The sequence below is a fragment of the Priestia sp. P5 genome (genome assembly GCF_029522155.1).
Lineage (GTDB): Bacteria > Bacillota > Bacilli > Bacillales > Bacillaceae_H > Priestia > Priestia megaterium_E.
On the sequence record NZ_JAKWFJ010000001.1, the window covers coordinates 1232464 to 1246531 of the forward strand.

General features: G+C 35.2%; 17 protein-coding genes and 1 pseudogene. 9 read left to right on the forward strand and 9 right to left on the reverse strand.

Going from position 1 to position 14068, the window contains the following annotated elements; translation table 11 throughout:
- The first annotated feature begins 50 nt into the window (after window positions 1-50).
- The gene (locus tag MMB69_RS06515) at window positions 51-503 is read left to right on the forward strand and encodes a hypothetical protein (protein ID WP_277447403.1); all 453 of its coding nucleotides are present in this window, start codon (window positions 51-53) and stop codon (window positions 501-503) included.
- A 253-nt stretch (window positions 504-756) separates the two neighbouring features.
- Here the strand turns inward: MMB69_RS06515 and MMB69_RS06520 are convergent, their stop codons facing one another.
- The 3 genes from MMB69_RS06520 to MMB69_RS06530 form a co-directional block, all read right to left on the reverse strand.
- A complete protein-coding gene (locus MMB69_RS06520; protein ID WP_277447404.1) occupies window positions 757-1680 on the reverse strand; it encodes an anti sigma factor C-terminal domain-containing protein in 924 nt (307 codons plus the stop codon).
- Window positions 1664-2170: an RNA polymerase sigma factor gene (locus MMB69_RS06525; protein ID WP_277447405.1), complete on the reverse strand. Its 507-nt coding sequence runs from the start codon at window positions 2168-2170 to the stop codon at window positions 1664-1666. The genes MMB69_RS06520 and MMB69_RS06525 overlap by 17 nt, the downstream gene beginning before the upstream one ends.
- Window positions 2171-2575: 405 nt before the next feature.
- Window positions 2576-3202: a type 1 glutamine amidotransferase family protein gene (locus MMB69_RS06530; RefSeq protein WP_221786178.1), complete on the reverse strand. Its 627-nt coding sequence runs from the start codon at window positions 3200-3202 to the stop codon at window positions 2576-2578.
- A 92-nt stretch (window positions 3203-3294) separates the two neighbouring features.
- Between MMB69_RS06530 and MMB69_RS06535 the strand changes: the two are divergent.
- A pseudogene (locus MMB69_RS06535) lies at window positions 3295-3585 on the forward strand (isochorismatase family protein); the annotation flags it as partial.
- Between the two features lie 141 nt (window positions 3586-3726).
- On the opposite strand, the gene MMB69_RS06540 reads toward MMB69_RS06535, so the two are convergent.
- Together MMB69_RS06540 and azlC are read right to left on the reverse strand one after the other, a co-directional pair.
- Window positions 3727-4059 carry a branched-chain amino acid transporter permease gene (locus MMB69_RS06540; RefSeq protein WP_221786177.1) on the reverse strand — a complete coding sequence of 111 codons (333 nt, stop codon included), beginning with the start codon at window positions 4057-4059 and terminating at the stop codon, window positions 3727-3729.
- A complete protein-coding gene (azlC, locus tag MMB69_RS06545; RefSeq protein ID WP_277447406.1) occupies window positions 4056-4766 on the reverse strand; it encodes an azaleucine resistance protein AzlC in 711 nt (236 codons plus the stop codon). The genes MMB69_RS06540 and azlC overlap by 4 nt, the downstream gene beginning before the upstream one ends.
- A 267-nt stretch (window positions 4767-5033) precedes the next feature.
- Here azlC and MMB69_RS06550 point away from each other — a divergent pair, with 267 nt between their 5' ends.
- The 3 genes from MMB69_RS06550 (at window position 5034) to MMB69_RS06560 (ending at window position 9468) form a co-directional block, all read left to right on the forward strand.
- Window positions 5034-6422 (forward strand): aminotransferase-like domain-containing protein, encoded by a 1389-nt coding sequence (locus MMB69_RS06550; RefSeq protein WP_277447407.1) that lies wholly within the window; start codon window positions 5034-5036, stop codon window positions 6420-6422.
- A 253-nt stretch (window positions 6423-6675) separates the two neighbouring features.
- Window positions 6676-7671: a zinc-binding dehydrogenase gene (locus MMB69_RS06555; RefSeq protein ID WP_277447408.1), complete on the forward strand. Its 996-nt coding sequence runs from the start codon at window positions 6676-6678 to the stop codon at window positions 7669-7671.
- A 900-nt stretch (window positions 7672-8571) separates the two neighbouring features.
- Window positions 8572-9468: a macrolide 2'-phosphotransferase gene (locus tag MMB69_RS06560; protein WP_277447409.1), complete on the forward strand. Its 897-nt coding sequence runs from the start codon at window positions 8572-8574 to the stop codon at window positions 9466-9468.
- A gap of 662 nt (window positions 9469-10130) precedes the next feature.
- Here MMB69_RS06560 and MMB69_RS06565 read toward each other — a convergent pair.
- The gene (locus MMB69_RS06565) at window positions 10131-10424 is read right to left on the reverse strand and encodes a hypothetical protein (RefSeq protein WP_277447410.1); all 294 of its coding nucleotides are present in this window, start codon (window positions 10422-10424) and stop codon (window positions 10131-10133) included.
- A 1-nt stretch (window position 10425) separates the two neighbouring features.
- Window positions 10426-10605, reverse strand: coding sequence for a hypothetical protein (locus MMB69_RS06570; protein ID WP_269871500.1), 180 nt, complete (start codon window positions 10603-10605; stop codon window positions 10426-10428).
- Between the two features lie 28 nt (window positions 10606-10633).
- Here MMB69_RS06570 and MMB69_RS06575 point away from each other — a divergent pair, with 28 nt between their 5' ends.
- From MMB69_RS06575 to MMB69_RS06590, 4 genes are all read left to right on the forward strand, one after another.
- Window positions 10634-10783, forward strand: a complete 150-nt coding sequence (locus MMB69_RS06575; RefSeq protein ID WP_269871501.1) for a hypothetical protein — start codon at window positions 10634-10636, stop codon at window positions 10781-10783.
- On the forward strand, window positions 10783-11430 hold the full coding sequence (locus MMB69_RS06580) for an MFS transporter (protein ID WP_333473945.1): 648 nt from the start codon (window positions 10783-10785) through the stop codon (window positions 11428-11430). The genes MMB69_RS06575 and MMB69_RS06580 overlap by 1 nt, the downstream gene beginning before the upstream one ends.
- Window positions 11431-11524: 94 nt before the next feature.
- Entirely contained in the window at window positions 11525-12145 is a 621-nt protein-coding gene (locus tag MMB69_RS06585; protein WP_277447411.1) for an NAD(P)-dependent oxidoreductase, read from the forward strand.
- Window positions 12146-12183: 38 nt separating this feature from the next.
- Complete coding sequence (locus tag MMB69_RS06590) at window positions 12184-12588, forward strand: MarR family winged helix-turn-helix transcriptional regulator (protein ID WP_277447412.1); 405 nt, start codon at window positions 12184-12186, stop codon at window positions 12586-12588.
- Window positions 12589-12711: 123 nt separating this feature from the next.
- Here MMB69_RS06590 and MMB69_RS06595 read toward each other — a convergent pair whose 3' ends face one another.
- Complete coding sequence (locus tag MMB69_RS06595; protein WP_269871504.1) at window positions 12712-13365, reverse strand: class D sortase; 654 nt, start codon at window positions 13363-13365, stop codon at window positions 12712-12714.
- Between the two features lie 66 nt (window positions 13366-13431).
- A complete protein-coding gene (locus MMB69_RS06600; RefSeq protein WP_269871505.1) occupies window positions 13432-13968 on the reverse strand; it encodes an LPXTG cell wall anchor domain-containing protein in 537 nt (178 codons plus the stop codon).
- Window positions 13969-14068: the final 100 nt, after the last annotated feature.

The window sequence follows — 14068 nt, forward strand, 5'->3', positions numbered from 1 at the left end:
TTATAAAGAGAACAATAAGTCCAACTAAAAATAATGAGAGGCGTACATAAATGAAAAATTACTTATTTTTATTTTCATTAGCTGTTGTACTTTTTGTTTTCAATAACAATATACAAGCCAGTGCTTTAACTTTTAATCAACTTCCTAACACTCAAAAATCTGACCAATGGACTGTTGAAATAGACAAAGCAAAAAATAACGATCCACATGCTATAAAAGCTAAAAAAGGTGTTTATCAAACGTATAGCATGGCAATTAAAAGTATTAAAAATGATGCATCTAATGTAAGAATTGAACTTTTTAGAGACGAAGAAAACTCTACTAGTAAATATGGAATTGTTAATTCAGAAAGAGAAACATTAAATAGAGACGATAAAGAACCTTTTTACTTTGCGAATTTTCCACTTTCTGAAAAAGCTAAAAAGCTAGAAGTAGTGATCACATGGAAAGAAAAAGATAGCGATAGAAACTATCAAGAGCGATTTACGTTTAGTCAAGATTAACGAATAAGCAAATGAAAGACCGTCCATAATTTTAGAAATTATGGACGGTCTTTTTTATAGATTACTTCGTAAGCTACATATGTGACGAATAGGGCTATAAAAGTAATTCCTATTTCTATAAACGATTCGCAAATTATCCCTTCAACGCATATTTGACCATTATAAAAAGATACGCATATACTTAACACTCCTATACATATCAGTGTTAAAGTATATGTTTAACTATTGTTTCCTCGTTACAAGTTCCTAAAACTTAATATTTATCAACTACTGCTCCTAAACTAGCTGCTTTAACATACGGTTCATTTCTTAGGGAAAGCAGTTCTTCTTTTGTTCCTGTAACAACTACGCCTATAATTAGTCCATTTTTCTGTTTGTTTTTTAGATTTTTAGCTTCTCCTGGATCTGTTTTTTGGAGCTCATTCAAAAAGTCTGCTTCTGTTTTAATTTTAGTGGTCGCTAGTTTTGCTCCTAATTGTGGTGATGGTTTAGAAATACCTAATAACCATGATCCATTTTCTGGATCACCCCTGTAACCAGGAGACTTTGCATAGTTATCTACCCAATACCATGTTTGGTGAGCAGATGTAGGCAGCATCTTTTGTACTTCTTTTAATGTGTAATTTTTATTGAAAGATATGGCCATCTCCATGTACTTGTCATTTGGATAATCTTTAATCATTTTAAAGTCATTCGCATACAACTTATATTTGTATTTGGGTACATAAAATAACATCTCACGTTGCCCATTAGGAATATGATAAATTGTCGTGTCATTGACAATTGTACTACTCATGGAGAATGATGCATTCATGTTTCCAAATAAATCATACGTTACTTCTTCTGTCCCCCAAGGTATCACTTTGTCTTCAATTACTTTAAATGCTTCACTCTTAATAGTTCCCTTTAAAACTCCAATTGAAATACTATCAGTGTTAGTGTATGTGTTTGGAGACATCCTCACCTGATTTTCAGTAATTATCTGATCAGTAATCTTGTCTCCTTCTGAGGCAATAAAATAATTATTTCCTTTGACAAATAAACCAATAACAAAGCTAACTACGAGTGCAGAGATAAAAACTGTTCGTAAAATTGCTCTATACTTTGCTTTTTTCAACGTTCTATGTAAAGACTTTTCATCAAAAATAGAATCTAACTCATCATTCGTTTTCTTCATTACATTCTCTCCTATACATCTCTTTAAATGTTTTTCTAGCACGAGCTAAATACGTTTTCACAGTTTCAGGTTTCATATCTACATATTCCGCAATTTGTTTATAAGACCACTCTAGCTCGTACTTTAAAAGAAGCAGTTGCTTAAAGGTGGGAGATACCTTTTTAAGTGTGCTTCTTACTAAAAGCTGATTTTCTTGTACAATCATCATCTCTTCAATTAATCGTTCATTGGTAATAAGGTAATCTTCTACTACCACGTACTGAGATTTTTTGTTCTTTCGACAGTAATCGTAATATAAGTTTATAGCTACTTTAAAAAGCCATGATTTATATTTATCGGTATCAATCGATTCAAGATGAAGAAGTAGTTTGCAAACAGCTTCTTGAACAATATCTTTAGCTGTTTCTTGGTTTACACCTTGTTTAATTAAATATAAGTAAAGTTGATTCATAACAATTTTTATTTGATCGTTTGATAACCGATTTTTCAAGTGTTTTTCCTCCTTCCTGTCTTATAACGTATGAGCAGTGAAAAAGTATACAATTATTTCACATTTTTCTATAAAAAAGAAAAGTAATAGCTTTTTGAGTAATCTACGAGGATTATATTTAGGAGTCACAATTTATCTGACTGGCTTTTCATGTGGAGTAATAGCTCTGGAAAAACAGGAGAGAGGACTAACGAAATATTTTAGTTTGATCTCTCTTGTGCTAATTCCAGTCATTCTTATGCTAGGTATGCTGTTATTTGCGATGAATTTCGGTCAAACAAAAAGAAGCAAGCACAGCGTGCTTGCTTCTTTTTGTTTCTTTCTAGTTACCATAGAACGGATTATAGGTATCTACAAAAATAAAAAAGAAAATTATTGTAATCGACCTTGTATATAATTAGGAATCTATAATGAGCTCATTAACTGAAAAAAGTATTCGGACTTCTGAGTTTTATTTAAGCTATACCATGAATCTAATGTATTTGATGCAAATACATCTAATTTTTTTAATACTTCCCTCGCGAATTCTAGAGGTGCTACTCCTGAAGCAGTAATCATGTTATTATCGGATACTACAGGTCCCATCTCATACAACTTCTCCCCTTTATAATTAGGACAGACCATTTGTGTATATTCTAAGTTATTAAGCGTATGCTTTCTAGAATCTAAGTATCCACTATTTGCAAGGGCATCAGTAGCACCACAAATTGCAGCTACAATAGTACCAAGCTCTAAAACTTCCCCAACTTTTTTCAATATAGGTTGATGAATCTCCTCACTCCATGTATTTCCTCCCGGTAGAATTAAAAGATCTTTATCCAGAAGAGTGCACTCATCAAGAGAAATATCAGGCTGTATACTTAGCCCCCCCATTGTTTTAATAATTTCTTTATTAACTCCTACCGTCATTACTTTTAAAGGGGCTAAACCTTGCCTGAAATATCTTCCTGAATTTAGTTCAGCAATTAAATATCCATACTCCCAATCTGACATTGTATTAAATACATAAATATAAACTTTTTTTGTTTGCATATTAAGCCTCCCGAACTGACGTTCTCTATATTATACCATCTTAAAGGCATATATCTATAAAAATGTTAAAATATTCAGAAAAAATAAGGGGGATTGAGAACCATTTGAAAGAAAACAAAATAGAAAAAGTCGTAATAGTAGGATTAACAACTCCACATTGTGTATCAACTTTTACTCGAATGAGTGATAATTTAGTATTTGAAACGTATCTCGTATCAGATGCCACAGCTGCATTTGCAATAAAAGGAGCAGATAATGCATATTATCCAGCTGAACAAATACATACTGTGTCATTAGCAACTTTAGATAATGAGTTTGCCAAAGTTTTAACAACTGAAGAATTGATCAAAAAGTTAAATTTGACTGAAGCAATACAATCATAAGATCTTTATTTTAACTGTATATCTTCTACAAAATTAGTTAACATGATCCGGCTTATCGGTACTCTGATGAAATATAATTCATTTTATTTTAGCTGTATAAAAGAAGAGAATTCTTCATCAAACTTTGTAGAAATAAATTTATCAAAAAACCATTTGCACCAAAATCATATAGATAATCGTTCCTCCTGCTATAGAGAGGAGCATCTCTCTCTTCCAAGAATGAAGCAGTACAACCATCGCCACTCCAATAAGCTCTGGGATACCGTGACTACCTGATAGTAAACTCACATCTTTAAAGCAATAAATGATTAGTAGCCCTATTACTGCTGAGGGTAGCACTTTCCCGAGATACTGAACATACTTTGGTGTGGGTTTATTCGCCGGAAAAACAATGAACGGCAGAAACCTTGTAAGCATTGTGCCTAAGACAACCATAGCGACCGTAATAACCTGCTGCATTAAACTCATCGTCATGCTGTGACCTCTACTTTCTCTAATGGTTTTTTCAAAAAGGTTAGTATCGTTAGAATCATAAGCATAGCTGGAATAATAAAATGGTTTCCACCAAAAATAAGAAGGCTTATGGCTGAAAGTCCAAGGCCAGCGAGAGCGCTATGGTGCTTTTTCTCTTTTCTCCACTGTTCAATGAAGATGACAATAAAGAGAGCCGTCATGACAAACTCTATTCCTTCTGTGTTGAACTTGACAAGAGAACCACAAAGCCCACCAATTGCTGCTCCTACAAACCAATAACAATGATTAAGGAATGTCACAAAAAACATAAACCAGCCTCTGTCCACGTTTTTTGGAATATCAACCGCACAATTGATTGAAAAAGACTCATCACACAGTCCGTAAATTAAATAAAGCTTTTTCTTTCCAGTTCCTTTATATGTATCTAACATGGAGATACCATAAAATAAGTGGCGGGCATTTACCATTAACGTTAAAAAAAGGGCATTAACTGGATTAAATGGAGCCAGTAATAAATTGGCTGCAATAAACTCCATGGATCCTGCAAATATTGTGAAGCTCATTATGATTGGATAAATAGCACTAAAGCCCAATGAATGCATGTAGATTCCATAAGCAATTCCTAAAAATATAAACCCTGTCAAAATAGGAAATGTATAAGGAAAAGCAGCACGGCATGCATTCCATTTCTTATTTTTTTCTTTCATGTAACTCACACCTTAACTAGATTTATTTCAATTTAACACATGCAAACCATACAAAAAATAAGAGAATTGTATGTATTACAATTCTCTTTATATAACTGCCCCGATTCTATATTATGATGAAATGGCAAGCTTTTATGGCTGGTACTGCTTCTTGTACCAGTCACAAAGTGTGAGAAGAATGTTTTTTACAAGATAAAATATTTTGAGGAGCACCCCGTACATTAAAGGATAGGATTGTTTGGAATATATAGATAATAGAGGTGAACTATGCCAGTAAACTCATTCGATAATTATCCGATGTCGTGGAAACCCGACAAAAAAGCTCTAAAGCGTCCTTTTTACGAATCTATTGCGGCATTACTGGAACAAGATATTATAAATGGCTTTTTAGCACCGGGAACAAAGCTGCCTCCACAAAGGGAATTAGCAGATTTTCTCGATTTAAATTTCACTACTATTACTCGCGCTTATAAAGCATGCGAGGTAAAGGGATTAATATATGCCGTTACTGGAAAAGGAACGTTTGTTTCTCCTAATGCTGCTCGTTCTATTACCATTTCTAGAGATAAAATCACAAACTGTATCGACTTTGGTTTGGTAGCTTCATTTGAGCAGACTAATTGGATTGTAGCAGAGGAGATTCAAAAGGTTGTGAGCAAAAATTACTTGGAACAGTTACTCAATTATAATGATCCGACCGGTATTTCACATCAAAAGACTGCAGGACTAAACTGGATGGAATCTTTTGGTATTCAAGCTGACCAAGATCATATATCGATTGTTTCTGGCGCGCAAAATGCATTAACAATTACATTGACCGCACTGTTTAAGCCAGGTAATCGAATTGCCACTGACTTATACACTTATTCGAATTTTATTGAGTTGGCAAAAATGCTTCATATTCAGTTAGTGCCCATTCCTGGAGATCAGTTTGGGATGCTGCCAGAAGAACTTGAAAAGCAGTGTACTCAACTAAATATTCATGGCATCTTTCTTATGCCATCTTGCTGTAATCCTACTACAGTTATGATGTCAGATTTTCGAAAGCAAGAATTAGCGACGGTCATTCGTAAGCATCGTTTAATCTTGATTGAGGACGATATTCATGCATTTCTGACGGCAGGTATTATTTCTGATTATCAGCAGCCAATGTTCAATTTACTTCCAGAACAAAGCGTTTATATTTGCGGTACTTCTAAGTCAATATGCTCAGGGTTACGAGTCGCCTATATGGTCTATGGAGATGCGTTCCGCAAGAAAATTTTACAGGCTATTTTTAATATTAATGTAAAAACCTCCTCTTTAGATGCGGAGGTTATCACAGAGCTTATCTTATCAGGAAAGGCTCATGAAATTGTTTCCCAGAAACAACAGCTTGCCCAGTCAGCAAATGATATTTATTCAGAATATTTTCCTCAAAAAGAGCTAAACGGACATCCTCTTAGTTTTTATCGTTGGCTTTCTATTGGAGAGCATAGTAATCCAGTGCAGTTGGAAGCAGATTTGAAGAAACATGGAATTCGAGTTTTTCATTCTGATCGTTTTCTCAGTGGACCGACTACACCGAACAAGTATGTGCGTATTGCGCTTTCTTCTACACGCTCATTAGATGAGTTGAAAATAGGATTAAAAAGGCTCAAAAAGTATCTTGGCTAATTCAAAAAGCACAAAAAATCAATCTTTAAAATGGTGTAAAGCAGTGCATCAGTTTATAGCCGGAACCAAAGCCCTAAATTAATAATGTAAAGTTTTAGTGCCAATTTTCAAATACAATAAAGAAAAGGGTTAGTCACAAGAAGGTAAGCATTCTTTGAAATTTTGGTAATTGGTCTTATACTAGGGTGTCAAAGAAATCATAAAATTCTAAAAAATGATTCACATAAGAAACATTTAATAGGAGTGAGTTTAGATGAAAGCATTAATTCATGCAGAAAAACTTGGGTTAGAAGGACTTTCAATACGTGATATTGATTCACCAAATCCTGCTGCAGGTGAGGTAAGGATTAAACTTAAAACTGTTGGCACAAATCACCGTGACCTTTTTGTAACTAATCGTCATCAACCAACAGAGGGGACTTTAGTACTCGGGTCAGATGGTGCAGGGATTGTTGACGAAGTAGGGAAAGAAGTTGTAAACATTCAAGTAGGGGATGAAGTTATAATAAATCCAGGTCTTGGCTGGAAGGAGAATACGCCGGCACCTCCAGATAGTTTTCAAGTATTAGGTCATCCATCCAATGGAACTTTTGCTGAATATGTGGTTATACCGGCAGAGAATGTGGTTCCAAAGCCAGTCCACTTAAGTTGGGAAGAAGCAGGTGTTATCTCATTAGCAGCGCTTACTGCATACCGAGCACTCTTTACGAGAGGTGAATTGAAATCAGGAATGAAGGTGTTCATCCCAGGTATTGGAAGTGGGGTTGCAACCCTTCTATTGCAACTTGCAAAGGCTACAGGAGCGACCGTATATGTATCGTCGCGGTCTGAAGAAAAGAGGCAGAAGGCCCTTGAACTTGGAGCAGATAAGGCAATTGATAGTAATGGAGATTGGGAGAAAGCGCTTGAGGGGGAGAAAGTGGACCTTGTCATCGAATGCGTAGGAGCAGCTACCTTCAACAAATCTCTTGCACAGCTAAAAAAAGGAGGCACTATTGTTACTTTTGGTGCATCTGCCGGGGATGTTGTTCAATTTGATTTGCGAACTTTCTTTTATGGACAATATAATTTATTAGGTTCTACAATGGGGAGTGGGAAAGAATACAAGGAAATGATCGAGTTTATTACAACTCATAACATCAAACCAGTCATTGATAGAATGTATACACTTGATCAATATGAAGAAGCATTTGTGCGATTAGAAAAAGGGGAACAATTAGGGAAAATTGGTTTTGTGATTGAAGGATAAAGAATCTGTAGAAGCGCCTTTCTTAAATAAAAAGGGCGCTTTTTTGAATGCATTACTTATTTTTTATAAATTGCTTCGTAAGCTGCATATATAACGAACAAAGCTATGAAAGTAATTCTTATTTCTATAAACGATCCGCAGATTATACCTTCAAAACATATTTGGGCATTATAAAAAGATAGTCCCATACTTAATTCCCCTATATGTACCGGTGTTAAAGTATATATTTATATATTTCCTTCTAGTTAACATAAAACGTATTGTCGAAAGAGTATTAGTATAAATCTTTATAGAGTATATCTTTTGATAAGTACCACTTAATATGTTAATTCTCGTGCAAACCTTACTTCTAGCAATAGACCTTTTAGATAAGTAAAATAGACTTTTATCGGGGAATTGAAAATAATAATTTTATGTTATAAAATGAAAGCATTCTACAATAAGGAGGATTATTAAAAATGACTGCTTCAATTAGATTGCGTATCCGTACTTTGAACAATTAATTTAATATGTTCAAAGGCTCTGTTTTAATACTTGCAGAGTAAACAGGATTAGTCTGTCCATTTTTAATAATCTTCAACGGACATAGCAATGTGTGACATGAGAAAAGGTGGGTTCATCTATCTTTCTTTTGTTATACCTAAAAATGTACTCATTTTCCTTAAACAATCCACTGTTATGGTTTCTTCAAGGTATTACTGAGTACATGGACGTTGATACTTGTTTACTTTAAGCTGCAGACAGAGATTTCTGCAGCTTTTTTTGTGTTTCTAACTGTTGATCTATACTGATAAATAGCTATTAATTAATAACATTAGTTGTGAGAAGAAGAGCTGTAGAGAATAAAAGGGCAACGAACAAAGTGAAAAAAACTTGAACATTTATAGGGGGATAATTAAGATGAATAAACTAAAAATTAAAGAATTAGCGAAAAGAAAAGGCCTAAATGTAATCGAAAAAACAATAAAATTGAATGAATCAGGCTTAGATTTTCAAGTTGCTCATGTAGAGGATGAGCAGGGACAAAAATGGATTTTACGAATCCCGCGCAGACCAGACTCTATGGCAAAAGCCAATCAAGAAAAGATGGTTTTAGATGTTGTAAATCGATATGCAATTATTCAAGCACCCGATTGGGAAATTTTCACCGATGAACTCATTGCTTATAAAGCATTAGACGGAGTGCCTGTGGGTACCATTAATCCTGAAATTCAAGATTACGAGTGGGTTTTAGATATAGAAAATATTCCGTCCACATATTACGAATCATTCGGGCGCATGTTAGCAGAGTTACATCAACTGCCAACAAACGTAGTAGAGAAGGCTGGTATTAAGATTTATACGGCAACTGAAGCAAGAGAGTTAATGAAAGAAAAAATGCAAAAAGTAAAAGATGAATATGAGGTGCGTAATAATCTGTTAAATCGTTGGGAGGCCTGGGTAGCTAATGATGATATGTGGCCAAACTATACCGGTCTTAGCCATGGCGATATTCATCCGGGGCATATTTTGATTAATCACCAAGCAGAGGTCACTGGCTTAATAGATTGGACCGAAGTAGCTGTTACAGATGTATCTCGTGATTTCCTTGCTCACTATTTATTCACTGGAGAAGTTGGATTGGAAAAAGCTATTACTGCATACGAGAAAGCAGGTGGGAAAGCGTGGCCCCTTATGAAAGAGCATATAATAGAGTTATCAACAACACAGGCGATTACGGTTGCTGAGTTTGCTAAAAGCTCTGGGATGCAAGAGTATAAAGATATGGCCCAACAGATGCTTGGTCCAATTGAGTAATAAAATAACTTTGATAAAAACTTATATAATGAGCAAACTACTTAAGAAGTCTTTTAGGCCTCCACTTACAACCTAATTTATTTATCAGTAGAAAAAAGCTATCTTCCCCAAAGGTAGCTTTTTCGCGTATAATGCGTCAAAAGCATCGGGTGTAGCTCTAGCTGTCTTTTTCAACGCCAATTTTATAGCTGTTGTTTTGGAGTATTTAGCAACTCTGCGACCAGGCTTTTTAATTCTTGAATAGTAATCATAAGATTTAACAAGTTTGTTAGCAAATTTAGTTGCACCACCTGCAACTTTAACAGCTTTTTTAATTTTTAATACTTTAGTAATCGGAACAGCATTTGATGCTATGGCAGTAGCTATTCCTTTCTAGTTAACATAATATAGGTAGTCAAAAGATATTTAAAGCATTGAACTTGTAACAAATTCAATTAGCAGGGCACCCATAGCCAATGCAATCGTTAATAGGGTAGAACATAATACAACTCTTTTATTAGCTATACTGCTCTTATCTTTTAAAGATAACTTTAAATAGATAAAATATATGACGATTCCTAAAACAATTGAAACGATCCAAGTAATTAAACCAATCTGAGTAACTAACTTTTCCCAATCAAAAATCCAGAAGTATAAAATTAATAACTGAACTAGACCTTTAATTAAAGATCTGCTTCTTTTCTTTGTTCTTTTTTCTGGAAAATACCAATCAATAACACTATAAGTCCTGTTACGAAAATTACCGGAAAGATATACCACATTATTAAGGCTGCCCATCCGTTTTCTGTAATAACTGCGTATGTTAAACCAATTGCGAAAGACAAAAAGGGTGAAATAGCTAACATTAGCGTTATTCTCCAAACAATGTATTGTCTTTTTTTCGTTTTTCCCTTGCTTAGTTGATAAGCTATCATCGCTCCTATGACTGCAATTCCATAACCTACTACAAATGGCATTCTACCATTCCTTTCTTTTTGATACATAAGCATCTTCATCAGTAAAAAGGGCACGAGCCGTTTGGATAAAGGCATCCGTTCTACGTGTCTTTACAAATTCATCACTGTACCTATTAATAACGGCTTTATTAATTGGTGCAGGAATTGGTGTTGTAAGTCCTTTGCTCTCTGGTTTCATCAAAAGCTACTTTCCAGAGAAGGCAGCATCGATGATAGGCATATATTCTACTTCAATGGTAGTGGGTGCATCTATTTCCATTGGGCTAACGACACCGCTTCAACACTGGCTCAATCATTCATGGAAAAATGGATTAGCATTCTGGAGTATTTTTGCTTTATTCGCTCTTCACTTTGGTTGATGGTCACAAAACAATCTCATACTCCTACAAGCAAATTTGCACAAAAGAGGAAGGCTTCCTTGCCATTAAAAAATAAAGAGGCCTGGTTATTAACGTCGTTTGTAGGACTTGTAACTCTGTTATTTTATTGTTTTCCAGCATGGCTACCAGCCATTGTAGAGGGAAAAGGGTGGACGCCGGCATTCGGTGGTCTTGCAGGTACAATAGCTATGATTGCACAGCTGCCAGCTACTCTTTTATTGCCTAGTCTCCTGAGAGTACTGCCAAATAAAAGATTTTGGATTACATTCTTTACACTCGGTGTGATTGTTGGTTTATCTCTTTTATGTTTTACAAACGTAACACCTATTATTTCAAGTATATGTTTAGGAATTGGTGGCGGCGGTCTTGTCTCGCTAACTTTATTGTTACCAATAGATAAGACAGCTTCACCTATAGAAGCAAGTAATTGGTCAGCAATGACTCAAGCAATTGGATATATGATTGGTTCGGTGGGTCCATTTATAATTGGATTTCTTCATGATTATCTAGGAAGTTTTGTTCCTACATTATATCTTCTTATAATGATGGGTTTCATTGTTATCCTGCTAGGTTGGAAAATCACGAAACCAGCTAAGGTTAAAGTAGAGGGGGTACCTGCGAAATAAAAACCGCGATCTACTTCGTGGTTTTTATTTTAGCTGTTGAAAAAGATCATCTAACAACTTTTAAAGTATAGAGTACTATTGGAGGTTCGTTCTCATGAATATTTTAATTTTAGGTGCAACTGGACGAGTTGGAAGTCAAATAGTGAAGCATGCTCTTCGTGACGGACATCACGTTACGGTATTAGTTCGCACTCCAAAGAAGATCCAAATAACTAATGAAAAGTTAACGATTATTCAAGGGAATGTTTTAAACGAAGATGATATTGTCCGTTCAATAGGTGGGATTGACGTAGTGATTAGTGCACTAAATAACGATGGGACCACTACTTTATCAGAAAGTATGCCACTGATTATCGAGGCAATGAAAAGGGAAGGCATACAACGGATTATCACTATAGGAACTGCTGGTATCTTACAAAGCAGAAGCACTCCACAATCAATGCGTTATCAGTTAAGGAAATCAAAAGGGAGGCCAGTACGTGCAGCAAAAGAACATCATAAAGTTTACACTATGCTAAAACAATCCAGCCTCGACTGGACGATTGTCTGTCCTACGTATTTGCCGGATGGAGAAAGCATAGGTAAATATTGCGTGGACGATGATTTTTTGCCAGAGGGCGGGACTGAAATATCCGTGTCAGATACAGCAGAATTTACATTTAGCCAAATAAAAAGTAGCGATTACATAAAATCACGCGTGGGTATAGCCTACTAATAAAGCCTTATATTTTTCTATCTTTCAGAGGTGACGTTATGGATTTACTTGATTTAACAGGCCATCTTATTCATCGTACAGATGTAAAAGTAATGAATTATTTTAAGCAAAAGCTCAAGCCCTATGGCATGACTCCAGTGCGATGGAGCATTATTAACGTTCTAGACACTCAAAAAGAACTAGCAGAAGCGATTGATAAAAAACAAACAACTATCGTAGAAATGATTTATGCGATGGAGGGAAAAGGACTCATAAAAAGAACGTTCAGTGAACGAGATCGTCGCTTACATTATCTGTTTCTTACAGAAAAAGGGGAAGAGATAAAGAAGACCCTTTCGCCTTTAGTTAAAGACGCTCATCTCTTTGTTACGCGTCAATTAAGTGATGAAGAGGTTAAACAACTCAAAACATTGTTAAATAAGATATATAATACTCCTTGTTAATTGATATTCTTATAAAGGATGTTATAGATGGCAAGTTAATTACTGATTGGACTCAACTTCAACAAATTTAATAGCTAGATGAATAAAATAAAAAGCGACATACCTATTAATGGTAAGTCGCTTTTAGTTATTTATCATTTCAGCTTGAATAATGTAGCGATCAGGTGCTTTTCCAATTATATCAAATGGATAGCAAGTTGTTAGTGTAAGCGTAGACTTATCTTTAGGAACAATTACTGTCCGATCTTCTTTATGTGTAATCCATATCTTTTTAATTTGGTATTTATAAAGTTTATTATCAAATTCTACAATTAGATTGTCACCCGTTTTAAGTTCACCTAGCCTTGTAAATACGGTGTCGCGGTGCCCACTTAATACTGTGTGTCCCATTCCCTTTGGAGTAGTAGTTAAATCACTAACAAACATCCCTACGCCTCTTTTCAAGGTATCAGCATCTGTTCCCCAATACACTGAATATTTTAATTCGAGTTTAGGAATAACAAGATTCGCTACTTTTTGACCTTTGTTGTAATTATAATCTTCCATTTTCTCTGGAGACATCGTATCGACTTCCTCTAGATCCACATTTTTAGTTGAATCTTCTTGTTTTACTTCAGTACTTTGTGGGCCTACATCTTCTTTTTCTTTTACTTCATAATGGTTTATTTCCTTCTGAGATAAAGTCTCTGAAGATGATCTTCCTAAGTTCCACTCAAAGAATGAATAGCCAGCTAGGGAAATACCTATCACAAATAGACAAATGCCTAATATTCTCATATAGCTGCACCTCTATAAAAAAGAGACAGGAATAATCCCGTCCCTTTTATTTTATATATCCTTATATTATGCTTTTGAATTTTTGCGACGAGTAAATACTACCACACCAGCAGCTGCAACAGCTAAACCAGCTGCTACACCAAGTGGATTATTACTTGCTGTTTCAGGAAGCTCTTCGCCTTCTTTTTTGTCTGAAGTAGCTTTTTGCTCTGAAGAAGAATTGTCTTCTTTAGTAGCAGTGTCTTCTTTTGCAGGTTGTTCTTCAGTGGATTGTTCTGTAGTAGTCTCTTCTTTAGTTGTTTCCTCTGAAGTAGCTTCTTCTTTCTTGCCAATGCCGTTAATCTTAGAAGTATCATAGTCAGATGGAGCTTCACAAGGAATACCATCGTCTACTTTGTTACCCCAGCCATCTAATCTCTCCGGATCGTTTGTTGCTGTGTAACCTTTTGAATTCCAGTAGTCTACTACTTCTTGGTAGGGCTTACCTTTAAAATCAGAACAGTCTTTATCTAAACCGTTTGATTCTGCTGATGCTGTAGTTGCTACGGTACCAATTCCCCCAAATGTTAACGCTGCCGCCAAAGCAAATGTTACTTTTTTCATTTCTCCTACCCCCAATATTTGTGTGTCAGATTTGCTAACAATTTCATATTAAACTCTTTTTCTGGCAACTTCAACAATAATCTGGGTCGTTAGCTACATT

Excerpts from the sequence above, each read along its gene's own strand:
- MMB69_RS06580 (WP_333473945.1), top strand. The coding sequence starts at position 10,783 with ATGGTCACAAAACAATCTCATACTCCTACAAGCAAATTTGCACAAAAG.
- MMB69_RS06575 (WP_269871501.1), top strand. The coding sequence starts at position 10,634 with ATGATAGGCATATATTCTACTTCAATGGTAGTGGGTGCATCTATTTCC.
- MMB69_RS06585 (WP_277447411.1), top strand. The coding sequence starts at position 11,525 with ATGAATATTTTAATTTTAGGTGCAACTGGACGAGTTGGAAGTCAAATA.
- MMB69_RS06600 (WP_269871505.1), bottom strand. The coding sequence starts at position 13,968 with ATGAAAAAAGTAACATTTGCTTTGGCGGCAGCGTTAACATTTGGGGGA.
- MMB69_RS06550 (WP_277447407.1), top strand. The coding sequence starts at position 5,034 with ATGCCAGTAAACTCATTCGATAATTATCCGATGTCGTGGAAACCCGAC.
- MMB69_RS06560 (WP_277447409.1), top strand. The coding sequence starts at position 8,572 with ATGAATAAACTAAAAATTAAAGAATTAGCGAAAAGAAAAGGCCTAAAT.
- MMB69_RS06540 (WP_221786177.1), bottom strand. The coding sequence starts at position 4,059 with ATGACGATGAGTTTAATGCAGCAGGTTATTACGGTCGCTATGGTTGTC.
- MMB69_RS06555 (WP_277447408.1), top strand. The coding sequence starts at position 6,676 with ATGAAAGCATTAATTCATGCAGAAAAACTTGGGTTAGAAGGACTTTCA.
- MMB69_RS06530 (WP_221786178.1), bottom strand. The coding sequence starts at position 3,202 with ATGCAAACAAAAAAAGTTTATATTTATGTATTTAATACAATGTCAGAT.
- MMB69_RS06590 (WP_277447412.1), top strand. The coding sequence starts at position 12,184 with ATGGATTTACTTGATTTAACAGGCCATCTTATTCATCGTACAGATGTA.
- MMB69_RS06565 (WP_277447410.1), bottom strand. The coding sequence starts at position 10,424 with ATGCCATTTGTAGTAGGTTATGGAATTGCAGTCATAGGAGCGATGATA.
- MMB69_RS06595 (WP_269871504.1), bottom strand. The coding sequence starts at position 13,365 with ATGAGAATATTAGGCATTTGTCTATTTGTGATAGGTATTTCCCTAGCT.
- azlC (WP_277447406.1), bottom strand. The coding sequence starts at position 4,766 with ATGAAAGAAAAAAATAAGAAATGGAATGCATGCCGTGCTGCTTTTCCT.
- MMB69_RS06520 (WP_277447404.1), bottom strand. The coding sequence starts at position 1,680 with ATGAAGAAAACGAATGATGAGTTAGATTCTATTTTTGATGAAAAGTCT.
- MMB69_RS06515 (WP_277447403.1), top strand. The coding sequence starts at position 51 with ATGAAAAATTACTTATTTTTATTTTCATTAGCTGTTGTACTTTTTGTT.